At 51.9% G+C, this 19,014-nt stretch carries 14 protein-coding genes and 1 other annotated feature; of the genes, 2 read left to right on the forward strand and 12 right to left on the reverse strand.

Annotated features, from left to right (window positions below; all coding sequences use genetic code 11):
• Positions 1-46: 46 nt before the first annotated feature.
• The 8 genes from GCU39_RS20300 to GCU39_RS20335 form a co-directional block, all read right to left on the reverse strand.
• A complete protein-coding gene (locus GCU39_RS20300) occupies positions 47-394 on the reverse strand; it encodes a hypothetical protein (protein ID WP_152395178.1) in 348 nt (115 codons plus the stop codon).
• A 74-nt stretch (positions 395-468) separates the two neighbouring features.
• Positions 469-1,029: a hypothetical protein gene (locus tag GCU39_RS20305; RefSeq protein WP_152395179.1), complete on the reverse strand. Its 561-nt coding sequence runs from the start codon at positions 1,027-1,029 to the stop codon at positions 469-471.
• A 179-nt stretch (positions 1,030-1,208) separates the two neighbouring features.
• Positions 1,209-2,174 (reverse strand): ABC transporter ATP-binding protein, encoded by a 966-nt coding sequence (locus GCU39_RS20310; protein ID WP_152395180.1) that lies wholly within the window; start codon positions 2,172-2,174, stop codon positions 1,209-1,211.
• The gene (locus tag GCU39_RS20315) at positions 2,167-3,150 is read right to left on the reverse strand and encodes an ABC transporter ATP-binding protein (protein WP_152395181.1); all 984 of its coding nucleotides are present in this window, start codon (positions 3,148-3,150) and stop codon (positions 2,167-2,169) included. Before GCU39_RS20315 ends, GCU39_RS20310 begins: the two co-directional genes overlap by 8 nt.
• Before the next feature lie 9 nt (positions 3,151-3,159).
• On the reverse strand, positions 3,160-4,086 hold the full coding sequence (gene opp4C / locus GCU39_RS20320) for an oligopeptide ABC transporter permease (RefSeq protein WP_152395182.1): 927 nt from the start codon (positions 4,084-4,086) through the stop codon (positions 3,160-3,162).
• 11 nt (positions 4,087-4,097) lie between these two features.
• Complete coding sequence (locus GCU39_RS20325) at positions 4,098-5,051, reverse strand: ABC transporter permease (RefSeq protein ID WP_152395183.1); 954 nt, start codon at positions 5,049-5,051, stop codon at positions 4,098-4,100.
• Between the two features lie 58 nt (positions 5,052-5,109).
• Complete coding sequence (locus tag GCU39_RS20330; RefSeq protein WP_152395184.1) at positions 5,110-6,843, reverse strand: ABC transporter substrate-binding protein; 1,734 nt, start codon at positions 6,841-6,843, stop codon at positions 5,110-5,112.
• Positions 6,844-7,141: 298 nt separating this feature from the next.
• On the reverse strand, positions 7,142-8,065 hold the full coding sequence (locus GCU39_RS20335; RefSeq protein ID WP_152395185.1) for an ArsR/SmtB family transcription factor: 924 nt from the start codon (positions 8,063-8,065) through the stop codon (positions 7,142-7,144).
• Positions 8,066-8,232: 167 nt separating this feature from the next.
• Positions 8,233-8,466: a binding site (T-box leader), on the forward strand.
• Positions 8,467-8,507: 41 nt separating this feature from the next.
• On the opposite strand from GCU39_RS20335, the gene GCU39_RS20340 reads away from it, so the two are divergent.
• Positions 8,508-10,418, forward strand: coding sequence for an arginine--tRNA ligase (locus tag GCU39_RS20340; RefSeq protein ID WP_152395186.1), 1,911 nt, complete (start codon positions 8,508-8,510; stop codon positions 10,416-10,418).
• A gap of 95 nt (positions 10,419-10,513) precedes the next feature.
• Here the strand turns inward: GCU39_RS20340 and GCU39_RS20345 are convergent, their stop codons facing one another.
• Positions 10,514-11,260: an MBL fold metallo-hydrolase gene (locus GCU39_RS20345; protein ID WP_152395187.1), complete on the reverse strand. Its 747-nt coding sequence runs from the start codon at positions 11,258-11,260 to the stop codon at positions 10,514-10,516.
• Positions 11,261-11,414: 154 nt separating this feature from the next.
• On the opposite strand from GCU39_RS20345, the gene GCU39_RS20350 reads away from it, so the two are divergent.
• The gene (locus GCU39_RS20350; protein ID WP_152395188.1) at positions 11,415-11,843 is read left to right on the forward strand and encodes an Lrp/AsnC family transcriptional regulator; all 429 of its coding nucleotides are present in this window, start codon (positions 11,415-11,417) and stop codon (positions 11,841-11,843) included.
• A gap of 1,052 nt (positions 11,844-12,895) precedes the next feature.
• On the opposite strand, the gene GCU39_RS20355 is transcribed toward GCU39_RS20350, so the two are convergent.
• Genes GCU39_RS20355 through GCU39_RS31615 form a run of 3 tightly spaced genes read right to left on the reverse strand, consistent with a single transcriptional unit; the run spans position 12,896 to position 18,912 of the window.
• Positions 12,896-15,631 (reverse strand): alpha-mannosidase, encoded by a 2,736-nt coding sequence (locus GCU39_RS20355; protein ID WP_152395189.1) that lies wholly within the window; start codon positions 15,629-15,631, stop codon positions 12,896-12,898.
• A 3-nt stretch (positions 15,632-15,634) separates the two neighbouring features.
• The gene (locus GCU39_RS20360; protein ID WP_152395190.1) at positions 15,635-18,748 is read right to left on the reverse strand and encodes a beta-galactosidase; all 3,114 of its coding nucleotides are present in this window, start codon (positions 18,746-18,748) and stop codon (positions 15,635-15,637) included.
• Complete coding sequence (locus GCU39_RS31615) at positions 18,745-18,912, reverse strand: hypothetical protein (RefSeq protein ID WP_193726566.1); 168 nt, start codon at positions 18,910-18,912, stop codon at positions 18,745-18,747. The genes GCU39_RS20360 and GCU39_RS31615 overlap by 4 nt, the downstream gene beginning before the upstream one ends.
• Between the last annotated feature and the right edge of the window lie 102 nt (positions 18,913-19,014).

Here is a 19,014-nt window from a genome sequence, read left to right on the forward strand (position 1 = left end):
GGCACGAACAACGGGGCATATGGGGCAAGACATAACACAAAATGGCTTACAATGTCACTGTAAAATACACACTAAGTCCGATCACCAACACAGACGAAATACTGCATAAAATCGTGTGCAGCCCCTCCATCCGATGCTTCACCGCATAGATCAACTGCCGAATCGCAAAAAGAACGCCAACGACATTCAAGACAATCACCAGCACCGTAAATACATTCATGAATGTCGACGAACCCGCCGCCATATCATGATGATGCATCGAGGCCATCGTACTCATCAGCATAGGGGCCGAGAGCCAATGCACTGTATGCAGTACAATAACAGCTAGTAGAGATAGGACTGAAGCTGCCGAATACTTCGACTGCACCCGCATGCGCAACATTCTCGATAACATGCTCACCACATCCTTCTTCCGTTGATGGCAGATGTTCGCGAGGAACTTCTCTTACTCATTATACGGGGGAAGCTTCAGAACATTCGCAATGATTCCGGCGTGCTGCTCGCAGCTGCTTCGTCTACGATCTGGACAAACGCAGACGGGTTTTGTCGAATACGTGCCCCAATCCGCTGTAATGTGGCAGGGGCGAACTGATGGAACATTTGATCCAGCGGCGAGATCGCAGCGAACATTAACTTATCATCTAACTCGTGGTGGGTGTCATGTTGTGAAGTGAATATCTTCTCTATCTCCTCGAGCAGCAGCAGCATGGTGTCTTCTTCGAAATACTGAACCGCCTTCTTCAGACTCGTCCAGAACATCGGCTGCGCAATAAAATACGCGCTCCACCAATAGAACTCGGCTTGGGATTCTATGGCATGATGATGATAAGAACAATACATAAATAACGCTTGTTGACCCGGGGTCAGCTCTCGATAGAACTGAACCTTGGCTACGACGCCGTCTCTGCCTATCGTTTCGTTCTCCCGCATCATCGCTTTGTAGGTCGTGATGATCGGCTTAAAACATACCCATACCAAGCCTTCATCCGTTGAGGAATGAAAGGCCTGGCGCTCCACTTGAAAGTCCATCTTTATACCCACTCCCTATGTATAAATATACAAGATATGGAAGTAGTCGGATAGGTGTTTCTTTTGATTTTATTGCATTTATGTTTGAAATTTCCAAATTTAATCGAATTCGACAAAATATTATAACAAAAATCGTTCCCCTATGAGATGACGCTCTGAGGGAACGATTCTGTATGCCGTTATACCAAATGGCACGCTACATAATGGTCATGGCCGACGTGACGAAAAGCTGGAGCTTCGGCCTTGCACTGCTCCGTCGCAAATGGGCATCGCGTATGGAACTTGCATCCTGACGGCGGATTCGCCGGGCTTGGAATATCCCCCTTCAACACAATGCGATCCCGCTTCAGCTTCGGAATCGGAATCGGTACCGCAGACAGCAGTGCCTTCGTGTAAGGATGCAAGGGATTACGGAACAATTCGTCCCGCGGCGCCGTTTCCATCATGGAGCCCAAATACATCACGCCAATCCGCGTGCATAAATGTTCGACGACACTTAAGTCATGCGAGATGAATAAATAGGTCAGTCCCTGCGATTCCTGCAATCCGCGGAACAAGTTAATGATTTGAGCTTGAATGGATACATCCAGCGCGGAGACCGGTTCATCGGCAATGATCAGGTCTGGATTCAGGACGAGCGCACGCGCGATCCCGATCCGCTGCCGTTGGCCGCCGGAGAATTCATGCGGGAACCGATCGTAATGGTACGAGGACAACCCGCAGGCCGCCAGCACCTCTTCGACGCGATCCCGAATCTCGCCCTTCTGCAATAGACCGTGATCGAGCAGCGCTTCACCAATGGCATCGCCTACGCGAACGCGCGGATTGAGCGAACTATATGGGTCTTGGAAAATGAGCTGCATTTGCGGACGAAGCTTCCGCAGCTCCTTCGGAGCCAGCGTATGAAGATCAATCCCCTTGAACAACACTTCACCCGATGTCTTGTCCGTCAAGCGCAGTATCGTACGTCCAACGGTGCTCTTCCCGCTGCCTGACTCGCCGACAAGACCGAAAGTCTCGCCTGCTCGGATCGACAAGCTAATATCATCGACAGCCTTCACATGGCCGATTGTACGATTGAACAACCCGCCTGTAATCGGGAAATATTTCTTTAGGTTTCTCACTTCAACGATCGGTTCAGACATGAACAGCCGCCTCCTCATATAACCAACAAGCCACCTTCTGGCGGTCTGCGATGTCTCTTAACTGCGGCTCTTTCGATTCACAGATCGCCATGCACTGGCCGCAGCGATCATGGAAATAACACGATTCCGTCAAAGTCAATGGATTCGGAACTTGTCCTGGAATGGAATACAACTGATCCTGCCGCTGATTAATAATCGGCTTCGACTTCAACAAACCTTGCGTATACGGATGTCTCGGGTTGTTGAATAGCTCGACGACTTCGCCTTCCTCGACGATTTTGCCGGAATACATCACGATCACATAATCCGCCATTTCCGCAACAACACCCAGATCATGCGTAATCAAGAGGATCGACATGTTCGAATGCGATTTAATATCCCGAAGCATATCCAGAATCTGCGCTTGGATCGTCACATCGAGCGCCGTCGTCGGCTCATCGGCGATGAGGAGCTTTGGATTGCAGGAGATCGCAATAGCGATCATGATCCGCTGCAGCATACCTCCGCTGAGCTCATGCGGATACGAATGGAAGATCTGCTCCGCACGCGAGATTCCGACCTGTTCAATCAGCTCGATCGCACGCTTGCGCGCCTCCTTCTTGCTCATCTTCAGATGCTCGATCAGCGGCTCCGTAATCTGTTGACCAATCGGGAGTACCGGATTCAGCGAGGACATAGGCTCCTGGAAGATCATCGCAATATCGTGTCCGCGAATCGTGCGCATCTCATTTTTGCTCATTTTCAGCAAATCTTCGCCTTCAAACCCGATCCGTCCGTTCACGACTTTCCCTGCAGGCCCTTCGATTAATCCCATAATGGACATAGCTGTCATACTCTTCCCGCAACCGGATTCGCCAACGATGCAGACAGTCTCTCCTTCACGCACGCGTAGGCTAATATCGTCAATCGCCTTTACCGTACCTTCCTCCGTGTAGAAATACGTACTTAAATGGTCGATTTCAAGTGTGTTCTTCATCCTCTTCACCTACTTCTTATGTTTGGGGTCCAGCACGTCCCGAAGCCCGTCACCGAATATATTAATGGCGATTACCGTTGAGAAAATCGCGAAGCCTGGCGGAATCCACAGCCACGGATGCTTCTCGAAGTCAATGATGCTATTCGCCGCATCAATCATATTCCCCCATGTTGCCGTAGGCGGCATGACCCCAAGTCCGAAGTAGCTCAGAACTGACTCCGATAGAATCGCTCCGCCGATATTCAGCGTTGCTACAACAATTAAGAGCGGGAAGAGATTCGGAAGCAAATGATGGAACAATTTCCGGCGGTCTCGAAGACCTAGAACAACAGCTGCTTGCATGAACTCGCGTTCACGAAGACTGAGCATCTGCCCCCGGACAAGTCTCGCAAGCCCCGGCCAGCCGACGAAGCTCAGCATCATCATGACGATATACATACGATAATCCGTCGGAATTTTCCACTCGGACAATAATGCCCCGAGAATGAACAAGATCGGCAGACTCGGAATCGAGAGCAGCAGATCTGCAATCCGCATGATGATTTGATCCACGATTCCCCGGTAGTATCCCGCGATCGCTCCGAGCAAGCTGCCAATAAATACCGATAACAGCATCGATGCTAAGCCGACAGTTAGTGAGATTCGACCCGCTTGGAGCAGACGTGTAAGCACATCGCGCCCTAGCATATCCGTCCCTAGCCAATGTTTGAGATTCGGTGCATTGTTCATCGCCGTCACGTTCACCTTGCCGTCCGTGTAAGGTGAGAAGAACGGTCCAATAAAGCACGCCACGAACATAAATACAATAAAAATAAAGCCCGATACCGCTAATTTATTCTTGAGCAGCTTCCGCATGGACTGCGTCCATAATGACGTACGAACAGCGGGGAGCTTGCTGCTACGACCTTTGACAACTTCACCTTGCACCATAGCCATTGGGCTCCTCCTCACAGTTTCACGCGCGGATCCGCGATGTTATATAGAATGTCGGATATAAGCGTACCGATGACCGTCAGAACGGCGATGAACATCGTAAACCCCATCAGCAGCGGATAATCTCTGGCGCCGAAGGATTGCATATACAGCTGTCCGATCCCCGGCCAATTGAATATTTTCTCAATGATAAGCGATCCCCCGAACAGCCCCGGCAGCTCGAAGCCGACGAGCGTAATTGCAGGCAGCAGCGCATTGCGCAGCGCGTGACGGAATAATACCTTCTTCTCCGTCATCCCTTTGGCACGGGCTGTGCGGATATAGTCCTGCTTGATGACATCAATCATATTACTGCGGAAATAGCGGGTTAACGATCCAACGCCAAGCAGTGTCATGACGATCACAGGCAGCGCCATATGGTTGATAACTTCCTTGATATACGCTAGCCCCGTCGCATTGCTGCCCGTTGTCATCATACCGCCCGGCGGCAGCCACTTCAGATCGACGGCAAGCGTCTTAATCAAAAATAACCCGATAAAGAAAGATGGAATCGACATCGCAGCGAAAATCCCGATCATCACAAGCGTATCGAACCATGAATATTGCCGATAAGCGGAGATGACCCCAATAATGACGGCGAGCAGCCACGTGAAAAATGTTGAAGTAATGGCGAGCAAAAACGAATTCCAAATATATTCATTGAATAGGGTCAAAACTGGCTTTTGCTGTGCAAGCGAATAGCCGAAATCCCCATGCAGTGCATTTTTCATCCAGAGCAGATAACGATCAATCAGCGGCTTGTTCAAGCCGTAAATCTCGCGAAGCTCCGCTTTCCGCTCCGCTGTCAGCTTCATGTTGCTGGATACGAAATCCCCAGGCGTCAAGGCATATAAGAAGAAAATCAACATCGATGCGCCGAGTAATATTAAGACCATATAGATCAGACGTTTGGTTAGATACGTGCTCATATTTGGCTCCTTAATAGTCCATCCCCTGTCTGCACGACAAGGGACGGAAGAGGTTGTATTATTTCAAAGTCCATTCCGGCAAACTCGCCGAGATGCCTTGCGATGGATTGATTTTGATATTCTCAATACGGCCGTTGTACGCCAGGATCAATTTACTGTAGCTCGTGAAGATGTACGGAGCGTCTTCATTGATGACTTGATACAACTCTTTATAGATCGCTTTGCGCTCCTCGATGTCAGTTGTTGCAAGTCCTTTCGTATAGAGCTCTTTGACCTTCGGATTGTCGTACCCCTTCACTTCACCATCGACGAAGGACATCACGCCTTCCGATGGGTCACCTAGAATCGATGTAGAGAAGGAGACAAGATCGTAATCCCCGCTCTCGAACTTCGCAATCTGTGCATTGAAGTCCGCGAATTGTTCTGCTTCAAGTTGAACACCGATCGCTGCATAGTTTTCTTTGGCCACGGCGATGAAAATATCCGTACCTTTCTTCTTGGAACCAATGAAGTGGATACTCAACTTCTTGCCGTCTTTCTCGCGGATACCGTCCGTTCCTTCCTTCCAGCCTGCTTCATCCAGCAATTGCTTTGCTTTCTCTGGATCATACTTGTACGGGTTGATACCTTCTTCGGTATAAGCCCATGAGCTCTGCTGCGTCGGGATGTTCGCGATGGTCGCGGCTCCTTGGTTCGAATCCACATAGATGGTCTGGCGGTCGAGACCATAGGTTAATGCTTGACGAACAAGCTTATCCTTGAGTGCTTCATGCTCCATATTGAATTGAAGATACCCATAGTTGCTCGCGGTATACGGCTCTAAGTTCAAGAAGCCCAGCTTTTGCAGACGGTCAATATTGTCCGTAGTCGCTTGGAAGCTGCCGTAGTCCTGCTCCCCTGTCTCAATGAATTGGAACGCGTCGCCTTCCGTTGTTTTGTAGATGAAATGTTCAGTCTTCGGCTTACCTGCATAGTAATTCTCATTCGCTACAAAGCGTACTTCCTGACCAGGAATAAATTTATCCAGCTTGTAAGGTCCATTGCCGAGCGGCTTCGCATGTAAGTTCTTGATGTAATCCAGTTGGCCGAACTTGTAGTCTTTGCCGTAATAAGCTTTGGACAAGACATCTGTTCCAAGCACGGTAAGCGCCGTTGCATTGACCTTCTCGAGCGTGACCGAAATGGTAAGTGGGTCGATAATCTTGATCCCTTCGATCGAAGAGGCTTTGCCTTCTTTGTACGCTTTGCCGCCCTTAATATTCGTCGATAGGATATCGTATTGGCCGTCATAGGCTTTGTCGTGCAGAATCGTCCAAGTGAATGCCACATCATCCGCCGTAAGCGGCGATCCGTCGCTAAATTTCAAATCTTTGCGAAGGTGATATGTATACGTTAATTGATCGTCCGAGATGTCCCATTTCTCTGCAAGGCCAGGGATCGGAAGACCTTTCTCATCGACTTTGACGAGCGAGGAGTAGAGGACCGAAGAGACGTTGCCGTCATAGCCGCTCTGATGGAAAAATGGCGTGAATGCTCCGCTCGGATCCGTTAAACCGACGATAATCGTATCCGTACGTTTCTTCGCATTCTCAGGAAGCTTCGCTAGATCTGTCGCTTTGACCAAACTCGTAATGCCGCCGGCTGCCGGTGTTGGAGTCTGTTCGGAAGTTGTCGCTCCCGCTTCGGTCTTGCCGCTGTCCGCCGCAGGCGTCGAAGCAGGTGAAGAGCAAGCCGACAGTAAGAGTGCCCCGCTAATGATAACCGTTAGTACTGAAAATAAACCCTTTCTCATAACATGTCTCCCCGTTTCCAATAAATTGAATTACACATTAAATTCCGACCCGAAAGGTATGAATTAGGTTTGATTGGTTTTATTATAAGAATCAAAACGTGTTCTGTAAAGAGAGAACCCAAAAAAAGTTTTGTATAAAAAGAATATGTATTAAAGATCTCAATCAGAAGAACAGAAGTGAGTCTTCAACTAAACAAAAAAAAAACGCCTCCGGCGTCCTGACAAGGACGGGAAGCGTCTAAGTGAAACATCATGGCGTGCTCTATTCAGAAAAGTTAGCAAGGCAGGCTGTGCTATCTTATTGCGATATCGTTGCGATATAGCGATACAAAATCTCGTCAATTTGCCTAATCGCCTTAAGCCGAAGACTATAGTGCGTCGTAACCTCACCTTCAATATGGGCATGGATGAATCCAGCACTGCGCAGCTTGCCAATATGATCGTGGGTAATTCCTTTGGAAATTTTCAGATGACGAACAATTTCGGTAAACGGCTGCGGTCCATTGTGCAAATAGCGTAAAATCTTCATGCGGCTCTTCTCGCCAATGGTTCGAAGAATCCGATAATGGTGCGGAGAGAGCTCACCCGGCTCATCCACGTACACCCTCGCCGCATAGTGGCAAAGCGTTACTTTGCCAAAGTGCCAAATGACATTCAATGGTTGAAAATGATATTGCGGGACAAGTATCAATTCTTCAAGACCCGGGATGGGGGTGAACAGCATGCCGTTCGTCGTATCGTCAACGAAATCCTCCGGCGACAGCTGCGTCAACATCTCCGTCCGTCTTGTCGCTTCTGCATGGAGCAACTGAATAATCTCGGGGTCCAGCTGACGGAAATACTCTTCGTTCCATGCGGTCAACAGCTGAACGGCATGCGTACGGAATGCCTCCATCTGAGCTGGGAATTCATTGCCATATTGCGACAGCAGTTCGTAGAGTTCGCCTACGGAATGCCCCTCAATCCACGCCACGAGCTCTTCCGGAGACGTCGAATCCGGACAGACGAGGGCCAGCAAATAGATAAATCTCCAATCGCCATTCACCTCGGTATTACCCAGCATATCTCGGAGTTCAGGCGATAATCGCTCCTGCGTCGTCTCCACCCAATCCATCGATAAATCGATTTTCTTATAGGACTTGCGGCATAAATAAGTATGCAGACTGCTAATAAATTCATGCAAAGGCGTAAAACTTACGCGCAAGCGATAATCCAATGCCACACCCCTCCGCTCCTTTCCAATCCCCCATGTGTATAGGTATTTTTATCTTCTAAATGTATAGAAAAGTGTATATTTAATCAAGCGGTTCTGTATCGTACCTCGTCCCCCTTCATTCGCCGCTTGCAATTATTCATCAGATTTTGTATAGTGATTCACAATAAATAAATTCATTTTCGTTGATCGGGAGAGTAATTCATGTGATGCGTCCAAGCGAGCCGGGGCAGTGGGAGCCGGTACGACAGCATGGGTGAACCGGACCCGGGAGAAAATCTTCCGAACAAGCGCGCTGCAGCCGTTCACAGTAGGGAGATTCGGCGCCGTCCGTTATCGGTTAGAGGGGTTAGACATGACTTGTCTAACAACAAGAGTGGTACCGCGAAGCAACAGCCTTCGTCTCTTCATTGAGACGGGGGCTTTTTCTATGTCTAGGGAGGAATTTCGTATGAGATTACAAACTTTCATCATCACACATATCGAGCAAGCCATCACACGTCTGTATCAGCTGTCTCTCAATTCCGAAGAAGGAGGCAAACCGCAAGCTGCCGTTCGGATCGAGCAGCCTTCTCATATGGAACACGGCGATTATTCCACGAATATCGCGATGCAACTCGCCAAAGTGCTGCGCAAATCGCCGATGATCTTGGCTTCGGAGATTGCTGCTCAGCTCGAGCAGGAAGGTAAGCTGGAACAGCTCGTCGAGAAAATCGAGGTCGCGCCGCCAGGATTCATCAACCTCTTCATCGATTGGAGCGTGTGGGCGAGTCGGGACTGGCAGTTGGAGCAACGCAGGGCACAAAAGGCGATTGTCGAGCATACGTCGATCAATCCGAACAAATCAGCCCATATCGGGCATTTGCGCAATGCCTGCATAGGCGACAGTATCGTCCGTCTGCTTAACCGCGCGGGCGTGCAAGTCGAGGTACACAATTACATCGATGACCTCGGCAATCAGCTCGCCGATACGGTCGTCGGGATGCTGCATACGCCGCTGAAGAACGAGCATGCGCGATTCGGGGATTTCTGCTGGGATGTCTATTCCTCGCTGCACCGCGAATACAAGGTTCGCCCTGACTTAGAACAAGAGCGTTCCACCGTCCTTCACGCTTTGGAGGAAGGCCATAATAATACCGCTTGGATGGGTATGCTGGTAGCTGAGCGCATTGTGCGTGAGCAGCTGGAGGAGATGGAGCAGTTCGGCATCGGTTATCACCTACTCGTCTGGGAGAGCAATATTGTACGGGAGGGCTTCTGGGATGCGGCCTTTCAACTGCTGCAGCAGACACCGCAATTCAAGCAGGAGACGGCTGGCAAGCTAGCGGGATGCTGGGTGTTGAAGCAAGGGGATACGAATCATGAGGCACAGGGGGACGCGGATCAGCTCGAAGGGGATCATGAGCATCAGCTGGATAAGGTGCTAGTACGGTCGAACGGCATCTTGACCTATACGGCCAAAGATATTGCCTACCATCTCTGGAAGTTCGGCTTGCTGGGCAAAGATTTCGGTTACAAGCGGTTCGCGGACGGACTCTATACGACCACAGCCGCCAGCCTTGGCGCCCCTGTGGCCGACGCGTTTGGGCATGCCGATACCGTGATCAACGTCATCGATGCTCGCCAAGCGTATCCGCAGATGATGGTGAAGCAGGCGCTGGAGGTACTCGGCTTCCAAGACCAAGCAGATCAGCTCCGTCACATCAGCTATGGCGTCGTCTCGCTTAGTCCACGTTCGGCGGCGGACCTCGGCATCGATACGTCGGACGGCAAGAGTGCCTACGCCATGTCCGGCCGCCAAGGCATCGGCATCAAAATCTCGCGACTGCTCGATCTGATGGAGCAAGTGATCGCAGACAACCGGTCGAACCCGGACGGCTTGTCCAGCCGGTTGATCGCCGCCGCTTCGATCCGCTACTATCTGCTGCGGTTCAATCTGCAGACCGAAGTCGTCTTCGACCTGCAGCAGGCGACCGAAATCTCAGGCAATACCGGGGTCTACCTGTTGTATGCCTACGCGAGAGCCAGTACGCTCATGCATCGCGCTTCGGCAGAGCATGGCATCACGCCGCAGCTTCCTGCAGCGTTCCCTGACCTGCACCGCGCAGAATATGCGCTGCTCAGACAGCTCGCGTTATGGCCGGATACACTGCATGCCGCTGTGGAGGAATTATCGCCGAGCCTCATCTGCACGTACGCCCATGAGCTTGCGACGCTATTCAACAACTTCTACGGCGCCTGCCCGATTCTGAAGGGCGACGACGCTTCGAAGGCGTTCCGAGTCTGGTTGACTTCGAGGTTCCACGAGACGCTTGGCGACGCACTAAATACGCTCGGGCTGCCGACGCCAGAGCGTATGTGATCAAGGGGAATGATTTCTGTCGTGACTGGAAATCGCGGCGGATGGATCCTGGATCGTAAATCGTGGGCCATAGATCGCAAATCATGGTTCGCGGGTTAGACCCACTCTCCGTCTTCCGGAATCCGCACGTTGTAAGACTTCCCTGATGCGTCGAGGGCATCGCGTAGCTTGTCACGTGTCACATGGCAGTGATTGATCGCGTCCATGTGCACGGCAACGACCTGCGTATACGGGGCGTGCTCGCACACGGCGATGACATCCGCTGCATCCATCGTGATTGGATCGCCCATCACGAACTGAGCGCCGCCGGCGTTCACGACCGTGACATCGGGATGATACGCATCCAGCGCTTGCACGACATCGTCGCACCAGATTGTATCGCCTGCAATATATAACGTTGGTTCATTCGCCGCTTGCAGGACGAAGCCGGATACTTGGCCCATCCATTGTCCGATTTCCCCGGTACCATGTTGACCCTGGGTACGGTGAATCGTGATCCCATTGGTTGAGATCGTTGATTCAATGGACGTGACATCCGTGAAGCCATGCCCATGAAGCTGCTCCTCGTTGCCCGGCTGGCATACCACCGGAGTTGTCTTCGGTAGACGCGCAATCGCTGCTTCGTCGAAATGGTCCTGATGCAGATGCGAGACGAGCATCAAGTCCGGTTGAGCCCATACGGCTGCGTCTGCTGGCAGCGGTACGAGCGGATTTCTACGGTCATTATTGGAGTTGATAATCGGCGGATTCGCTTCCGCATCACTAAACATCGGATCTACCAGGATCTTGACGCCTGCATATTCCAGCCATAATGTCGCGTTTCTGATTAATTGGATTTTCATTCTTACAACCTCCTTATCTTCCTGTTACAATGATACACAGAGTCACGGACCGCAGGGAATAATCAGGTGAAAGCAATCAACGTGTTTTCCTTTCACAATGTAAGCATTTCGGTACAGCATGGGGTCCCATTAGGCTGCTAAGGAGGTTTCGCACATGAATGATGTTACGATCGACGCGGTGGATTTGGACATATTGCAATTATTAATCGAGGATGCGAACCGGTCGCACAAAGAAATCGGCCAGAGCGTCCACCTTACCGGGCAAGCGGTCGGTGCGCGCGTGCGCAAGCTGCAGGATATCGGCGTCATCGAAGGCTATACGGTAAGATGGAACCCGGAGAAGCTCGGCCAAGCCGTGCAAGCGCTCGTCACCGTGTTCCTCACCTCGCATACGGCGCATCAACGCTTCCGCGCCTTCGTCGACAGCTCTGACGAGATCGTCGAGGCTCATCGCGTTAGCGGCGAAGGCTGCTATTGGATGCGCATCCGCGTTGGCTCGCCTTCTGCGCTAAGCGCATTTCTCGAACAGCTGCTGGAATTCGCGAATTATAAGGTCAGTCTGACGATTGATCAGGTGAAATAGGAAAAGGGAGAACGCACCCGTGATTGGGCGGCGCTCTCCCTTTTTTGTTGTGCTAAATAAAGGCTGAAGCCGAAGCGATATTGTAGTACTGCTCGTGACTTAGCCTTGTGGCACATCGGGGCATCAGGTCATAGAGGCGTGGGACATATTAGTCGTTCTACGTGATCACGGCATGGCAGCGTGGCTATCCTGGATCATTGCAGGAACTTGACACGAAAATACCACGGGATGCGGGCTATGTTGGATTTTTACAGTAACTTTAGACATACGAGGCTGATCATGCAGCAAAACTCGCTTCTACCCTGCAAATATCCACTATAGCTCGCAAAACATAGAAAAGAAGACCGCTATGCTGGATGAAATCCAGTATAACGGTCTTCTACGTCATGACTGTAGGTTGGGTAGTAACTTATATCCTCACTCGTGCAAGACGATACGAAGCATCGTATCCAGTGATCCGCATCGCGCGCCCCCGCCCTTGAATCGCGTCATGCGAGCACGCGCGGATGGTACAATTCCGGCTGGAGGCATCTTGGCGGCCTGATCTATCGATCTGGCGGTAGCGTTCCTCCGGTGCGGCAGCCAAGACGACGGCCTGATGGGATAAACTGTATTAAAGCAGTTCATAGTCATCGTGATGCGACCGGACGAGCAAATAACTGTTTTTTTGCAGTTAATTTAGCGGAAACATGACTTGCCGAGCAAAATAACTGCTTTTTTGCAGTTAATTTAGACGCTAGTGTGACCGATCGAGTGAATTAACTGCTTTTTTGCAGTTAATCGAAGCCGACTCGCGCCCAACCGAGCTAATTAACTGCTTTTTTGCAGTTAATTTAGTCGGAACGCGGCCTATCGAGCGGAATAACTGCTTTTTTGCAGTTAATTTAGATGCTAGCGTGGCCGATCGAGTGAATTAACTGCATTTTTGCAGTTATTGTAGTCGGAACGCAACCGATCCAGCGAATTAACTGCAAAAACGCAATGAGCCGCCCAACGTTCTTCGCAGAACGTTGGGCGGCTCTATATCTCAGCTTATACCAAACGCCAATCCATTACGCACGCGCCGGCTTCACGCCAATCGTCACGATCTCGCATGGCCCAAGCGGCAGCGTTACGCCGTCCGTTGCATCGCTTGCGAACGGCTCCGCAGGCTGCTCCAAGATCGTCGTCTTGTACAGCTGCGCCGTCCCAATCGACGCCTGCAGCGCCATATCAACCGGCTGCTCGCTCATGTTGTACCAACGCAGCATCATATCGCCCGTCTCCGGATTCATCTTCAAGGAGGAGAATGCCGCAGCCGGTGATTCCCAGCTGAACGGTGCGCATACCGCGCTCACGCGCCCCGCTTGCACGCCCGTCTGGCAAGCCGTCCAAGGCACTTGGAACTGATATGCTTCCGCATAGGCGCCAGATGCGATGCCGTCACCGTCATGTGGGATGACTTCCATGCGCACCGTATGTTCGCCAATGCACTGCGCTTCCGGCGTCGGGAAGTAGCCCCAGTCGCCGAGTTCGCCAACGCTGCGAAGCAGCGTCACGGCAATCGTATTGCGTCCATCGCGGAGTACTTCGTATTCGTTCAATCCGAAGTTCGCTACCGTCAGACCTGCTCCCGCTTCGCTCACGTCGACGAAAGCTTGCTGGTGCTGCGCATTGCTCGGGTTCGTCCACTCCGGTGCAGGCTCGATCGAACGCTTCGCAATCTCGAACATCGAGTCAACGTCATGCACGCTCGCCGTTACGTTCGTCGGGAACAAAGCGCGAAGACGATGATCCTTCGCTTGATTGTTATACGACGTCTCGATCTGTAAGCCACGACCGTGACGATCCAGCGTCAGCACTGTACGAATAGTGAATGGCACCATTTTCGTCGAACGCTGCGCCTTGCGCACGGACCAGCCAACCAACTCGCGCTGCTCGATCTCGAGCAGTTCCTCGGCCGATGCCGGGATTTCCCAAGCATGGACGATCTCGAACGAAGCGCGGTACGCGGAATCCTCCAGCACGCGAATCTGCGCAGGAAGTCCTCTCGTCGTTAACGCTTGTTCGCCATCCGGCTGCTTGTACATATATTCATTGCCGATATCGCCCGTACTCTCATACACGCCAAGATCAGTAAATACGCGTCCTGTCCGCTTATCCGTAAGCGCGAAGGAGCCGTCTCCCGTGATCTCAACTTGCAGCAGATGATTCGCCATGCTGCGTTCACCCGTTACAAGCGAACTCAATTGCGACGCCTCTTCATCGCGTTTCACCCACGCATACGTCTTAAGCCCCATCGCAGGAATGCCCTCAGCTTCGAACGTCAATCGAACTTTACGCGTCAAGAATGGTTGACGGAATTTATCGTTCGGCAGATCATAGTCGAAGACCACACCCAGATCCTCTACCGTACAAGGAATCGCGTTGCCTTCCGTGTCCACGAGCACGCGTCCTGCTAAACTCACGGCTTTCATGCGTTCCGTTCTCTCCTTCGCGGACAGCACATCGCGTTCATAGATCTTCGCCACTTCCAGCTCGACCGACACGACACCCGTGCGGCTCCAACCTGTTGTATTGAACACGACCAGCGGCAGCGGCTCTTCGCCATGTGCGCTGAAGCCCGTTGTATCAATAGCGTCCGCAATCGTGCGTGCGCTGGCATCTACGATCGATTCCGCGACATGACGGCTCTTATCGAAGCGCGTCACCATCTCGCGATGCACCTCGTCCACGCTGCATCCGCAGATGCTGTCATGCGGATGGTTCTGCATGAGCGTCTTCCATGCATACGTGAGCAGATCATGCGGATAAGGACGGCCGAGCAGATCCGCGAACGTCGCGAGCGGCTCCGCCACTTTTTCCAATAGCATCTGTCCTGTCTGGTTCATCTGCTTCAAGTAGACGCGTGCGGACGCCGTATTCACGAGTGTGCCCCATCCATCCGTCCGCTGGCTGCGCAGCTCGCCGCGCACTGAAGATAGTTCCTTCTCCATCGCACCTTCGACCGCTGCGAGATAATCGATGAAATTCGAATGAACGAATTCCGTATCCGGATAGAGCTCCTTCGCCACACGAATCGCTTCCGGCACATCCAGCTGAATCGGTTGATGATCGCAGCCGTTCATGAAGAGCAGTTCCCGCGTCGATGCATATTTCTCCGCATCCGCAAGTTTGCGATCCCAGAATTTCTTTGCTTCTTCTTTATCCGTCGGCACTTCGTTCCCGTTCGAATACCAGTTCGCGAACAGAATTCCGAGCACCTTCGAACCATCCGGTCCTTCCCACGTCAGCTCGGAGAACGAGGACTCATAACCCCCGTCCGATACCGTATTGTTGAAGCCTGTCGGCTTCACACCGCGGCCGAAGAATGCGTTCGTAATGCCAGATTGCTGCATTAACTGCGGCGTCTGTCCGACAAGACCGAACGTATCGGGGAAATAACCGATTTTGGCAGGTTCGCCGAACCGCTTCGAGTCCTCATGGCCGACCTGCATATTGCGTACGTTCGCTTCGCCGCTCGTCAGGAACGCATCCTGAAGAATGTACCAAGGGCCGATAATAATTCGGCCTTCTTGGATGTATTTTGTCAGACGCTCGCGCTGTCCGGGACGAACCTGTAAATAGTCTTCGAGGATAATCGTCTGCCCGTCGAAGCAGAAGCTCTTGAACTCCGGATCTTGATCCAGCTTGTCGAGCAGTGCGTCTACCAGTTCAACAAGGCGTACATGATGCTTCTCGTAAGGGAGATACCATTCCCGATCCCAGTGCGTATGCGAAATAATATGTGCTGTTCTACGTTGTTCCATCGCTTATTCTCTTCCTTTCACTTCAATGTTCACTTCTTGCGGACGATAAGTCGATACGAGCTGGCCTGCTTGATCCGTTGCGAATAGAATCGAGCGCTCCGCAGGGAGTGTGAATCGATAGGTCATGCCCGATACCGGATCCTTGATCTCCACTGGCGCATCCCATGCATATTCGGATACGAAAATATACACGTTGCCGTTCTTGAACGCCAGCTTCTGGCCATATACCCCTGGCAGTTCGCTACCTGTAAGCCAATCCATGACTGGGCTCACGCCTGCTTGACCCGCTGCATAGCGGTACAACGCTTCAATGACTTCATCCCGTTCATTGAGCTCGACGGCAAGCGGACTCCATATAATCCGTCCTTGGCCAACCATCACTTCCACGATTGCATCCCCATCCGATGCCTGCTGCACTGCAGGCACTTCCTTCGCCAGCTGCGCAATGCGGCGTTGACCGAAGGATACCCGGTAACGCTTGTCGCCGATCAACAGCATCTCTTCCCGGCGTACATTGCCAAGCTTCCGCTCGCCAAAAACGTCGTTCAAGCGGTTCGATGTCTGCCAGTAGGCTCCGATGCCGACCGGACCGGTGATGAGCAAGGTTGCGCCCGTCTCCTTTACGATCTCGACAAGCTGTTCCATCGCCTTATCGTCGATGTTATGCGCGCTCGGCAGAACGATCAGCTTCGCCGGATTGACGCGCAAATCTTCGAGGTGGTATTCCGACGTACCGCGGAACGGCCATTTCAGGCTGTAATTCATGACGCGCGTAATACGCGTCGTTGCGTCGAATGCAAACTTCCGATTCGAGAAATCATTCGAATACGGGAATATCACCGCGATATCTTCCAGCTTCCGATCTTCGAACAGGTCGCGGTTCTCGTTCATGAACTGACCGAAATCATAAGATACGTCCGCCTCCGGCTTCTCTGTCCCATCAGCGCGCAATGCGCCGATATGCGATTCATTCGCGTTATCCATATAGAAGTTCGTATTCCAAATCCATTGAATCGCGCCGGCGCCACCTGTGGAGAAGGCATACGCATATTTGCGTTCCAAAATGCTACGCAGTTCGAACTCCGAACGCTTCGCGCGTCCATCCGGCGTCTCGACGTACATAATGCCCGTCTCTTGAATCATGTTCGGTTTATTCGCCGTCTTCGCGAAGATGCCGTCCCACACCAATTGATCATTCAACCACCAAGAATGGACCGTCGTATAATCGACCGCTTCTTCATAGAAGAATGGCGATGGACGCTGCGCTCCGAGCGCTTCATCCTGACCAACGGTGACCAAATGATTCGGAACGATGTCCTTGATCGTATCCGTGAGCTCCTTCGCCCAGCGGTTATGCATATCCATCGAGAATAAGCAGTAATCGAGCCAACGCGTTCCTTTTTTCCCTTGGTGCATGTTCTGCACGTCGAAGTTAATCTCTTCTTCTTCCGGCGGCAGAATGACATCGAAGCTCGGCAATTGTACCGGCGACATGTTCCAGCGCTCCTGCAAGAGTTCAATTGAACCATGGCGTTCTTGCAGCCAGGTACGGTATGCCTCACGCTCATAAGGATCATGTGCGGAACGAGGACCCGCAGAGAAAATTTTCTCCGGTGCGAACATGGAAGGTTCGTTGATTAAATCCCAGTCGACATTCACCGTATCCCGATGACGGCTTACGATGGCGCGAATGAAACGCTTCTGCGCCTCGACGCTCTGTGGATCGAGGTACGGATTCACACCTTCCCACGTCTCCGGCGTGAAGGAGAAGAACGTGAAGGTCAGCTGCAGATCATGACGCTTCGCCGTCAAGATAAACGCATCGATGGCACGGAGCACTTCCTCCGAAGCATGGCCGTCTACTTGCATAATGTTCCGGTACGCCGTCCATACGCCTGTACGAATCCAATTGATGCCGGCTTTCTTCATCTGAGCCATATCGCGATCCCACACATCCACATTCGGCAAGAACAAAAATTTACGTGCGACATCCGACGTCATGTAGGTCATCCCGACAACCGGGAGCGGACGTCCATCCTTCACGAAATAATCGCGGTTCGCAGAGACCGGTTCGCCCTCGCGAAGCAACGCCGCGTCATGTCCCCAGAATCCTTGGCGGAGGACACGCACTTCACCGCTAGCCGAAGTCGCTGTAGCGCAAAGTTGATATAAGCCGCTGCGAATCTCGATTGGCACCGGAATACGTACGTACTGCTGTTCACAACGAGCTTCCGCTTCCACGCAGTGCGTCCAACAAGGCGCTTCTTCATCTTGGTGCGTTAAGGTAAGATCAAATGTCCATCCTTCGACAGCCTCAGCATTGCGCTGCAAGTTCTGCGTCTGAAGCGTAAGGAGCGGACGCTCTCCCGCTTCATAATTGGCATAGTTCGGCTTGATTGAAATTTCCGTCAGACCTTTACCGCAAAATGCTGCCAGCTTCGCCAGCACATCCGCACCGCCTTGTGCCCAGAAAGACGCATGAAGCGGCGCATGCACGAATACCCAGCGCGATCCGACGAAAGTTCCTCGCGAGTTCTCCCATAACACAACTGGCGCGCTAAGCTCCCGGTCCTCTGCACTTTTGCCGATCAACAGCGGCGTAATCTGCGTGCTCATCGTACCTGCCGAACCCATCTGCAGTGGCAAATCCGCATTCTTCGTCGTATGTGGAACAAGGTTCCACGAATCCTCAACCGGGAACAATCCCGCATAATCTGCGAGCAACGGATATGCCGCCGAAGCCTCGACGCGCACCACTTTATCCGCACTCACTTGCAATGCTTCATGAATATAGAGCTCTTGATGGTAACCCGTCTGCTCGGCTTCCACAATCCACTTGCCGTTCTCTTCGCGCACCGGGTGTTTGAAAGGCGCCCCGCCGACACTAAGAAGTCCGCCGCCATTTTTTAAATATTGAATGATACCGTTCCAAGCGGCTTTTGGAAAATACGGCGCGTGCATGTTCACGAAACAGCCGCCTTCCGCGCCTTGTAGTGCCGCAGCAAGACCTTCAGCCCCTACGACGGTTCCGAATTTAGCTAATGCTTCTACTGAAATGCCTTCGGCATGGATGTTAGGAAATGATGGATCAAAGAAAAAAATAGCTTTTGTACTCAAAACAATCCCTCTTTCATTGCGATTTCGATGTGTTCGGGCTTCCATTCCCCTGTGCTGCCTGACTTTGAAGCATATTTAACGTACGCATCGCTCAGCGCGAAATCCCGCGATGCGGATGGCGATGTCATCCCCAATTCAAGCGTTTTCAACCTAGCTAAAACCATGCAATCTATCGAAAGACCCTTTCGGCCAATGCTTCGTCTGTTCATCTAGTGCAACCACAGTGGACATATTTCCCGAATATTGTAACGGAAGGCGTAGTCTGC

The sequence above is a fragment of the Paenibacillus guangzhouensis genome (assembly GCF_009363075.1).
GTDB lineage: Bacteria > Bacillota > Bacilli > Paenibacillales > Paenibacillaceae > Paenibacillus_K > Paenibacillus_K guangzhouensis.

Bases quoted from the DNA above. Each gene is read 5' to 3' on its own strand.
- GCU39_RS20300 (WP_152395178.1), bottom strand. From the start codon at position 394: ATGTTATCGAGAATGTTGCGCATGCGGGTGCAGTCGAAGTATTCGGCA.
- GCU39_RS20305 (WP_152395179.1), bottom strand. From the start codon at position 1,029: ATGGACTTTCAAGTGGAGCGCCAGGCCTTTCATTCCTCAACGGATGAA.
- GCU39_RS20310 (WP_152395180.1), bottom strand. From the start codon at position 2,174: ATGTCTGAACCGATCGTTGAAGTGAGAAACCTAAAGAAATATTTCCCG.
- GCU39_RS20315 (WP_152395181.1), bottom strand. From the start codon at position 3,150: ATGAAGAACACACTTGAAATCGACCATTTAAGTACGTATTTCTACACG.
- opp4C (WP_152395182.1), bottom strand. From the start codon at position 4,086: ATGGCTATGGTGCAAGGTGAAGTTGTCAAAGGTCGTAGCAGCAAGCTC.
- GCU39_RS20325 (WP_152395183.1), bottom strand. From the start codon at position 5,051: ATGAGCACGTATCTAACCAAACGTCTGATCTATATGGTCTTAATATTA.
- GCU39_RS20330 (WP_152395184.1), bottom strand. From the start codon at position 6,843: ATGAGAAAGGGTTTATTTTCAGTACTAACGGTTATCATTAGCGGGGCA.
- GCU39_RS20340 (WP_152395186.1), top strand. From the start codon at position 8,508: ATGAGATTACAAACTTTCATCATCACACATATCGAGCAAGCCATCACA.
- GCU39_RS20345 (WP_152395187.1), bottom strand. From the start codon at position 11,260: ATGAAAATCCAATTAATCAGAAACGCGACATTATGGCTGGAATATGCA.
- GCU39_RS20350 (WP_152395188.1), top strand. From the start codon at position 11,415: ATGAATGATGTTACGATCGACGCGGTGGATTTGGACATATTGCAATTA.
- GCU39_RS20355 (WP_152395189.1), bottom strand. From the start codon at position 15,631: ATGGAACAACGTAGAACAGCACATATTATTTCGCATACGCACTGGGAT.
- GCU39_RS31615 (WP_193726566.1), bottom strand. From the start codon at position 18,912: ATGGTTTTAGCTAGGTTGAAAACGCTTGAATTGGGGATGACATCGCCA.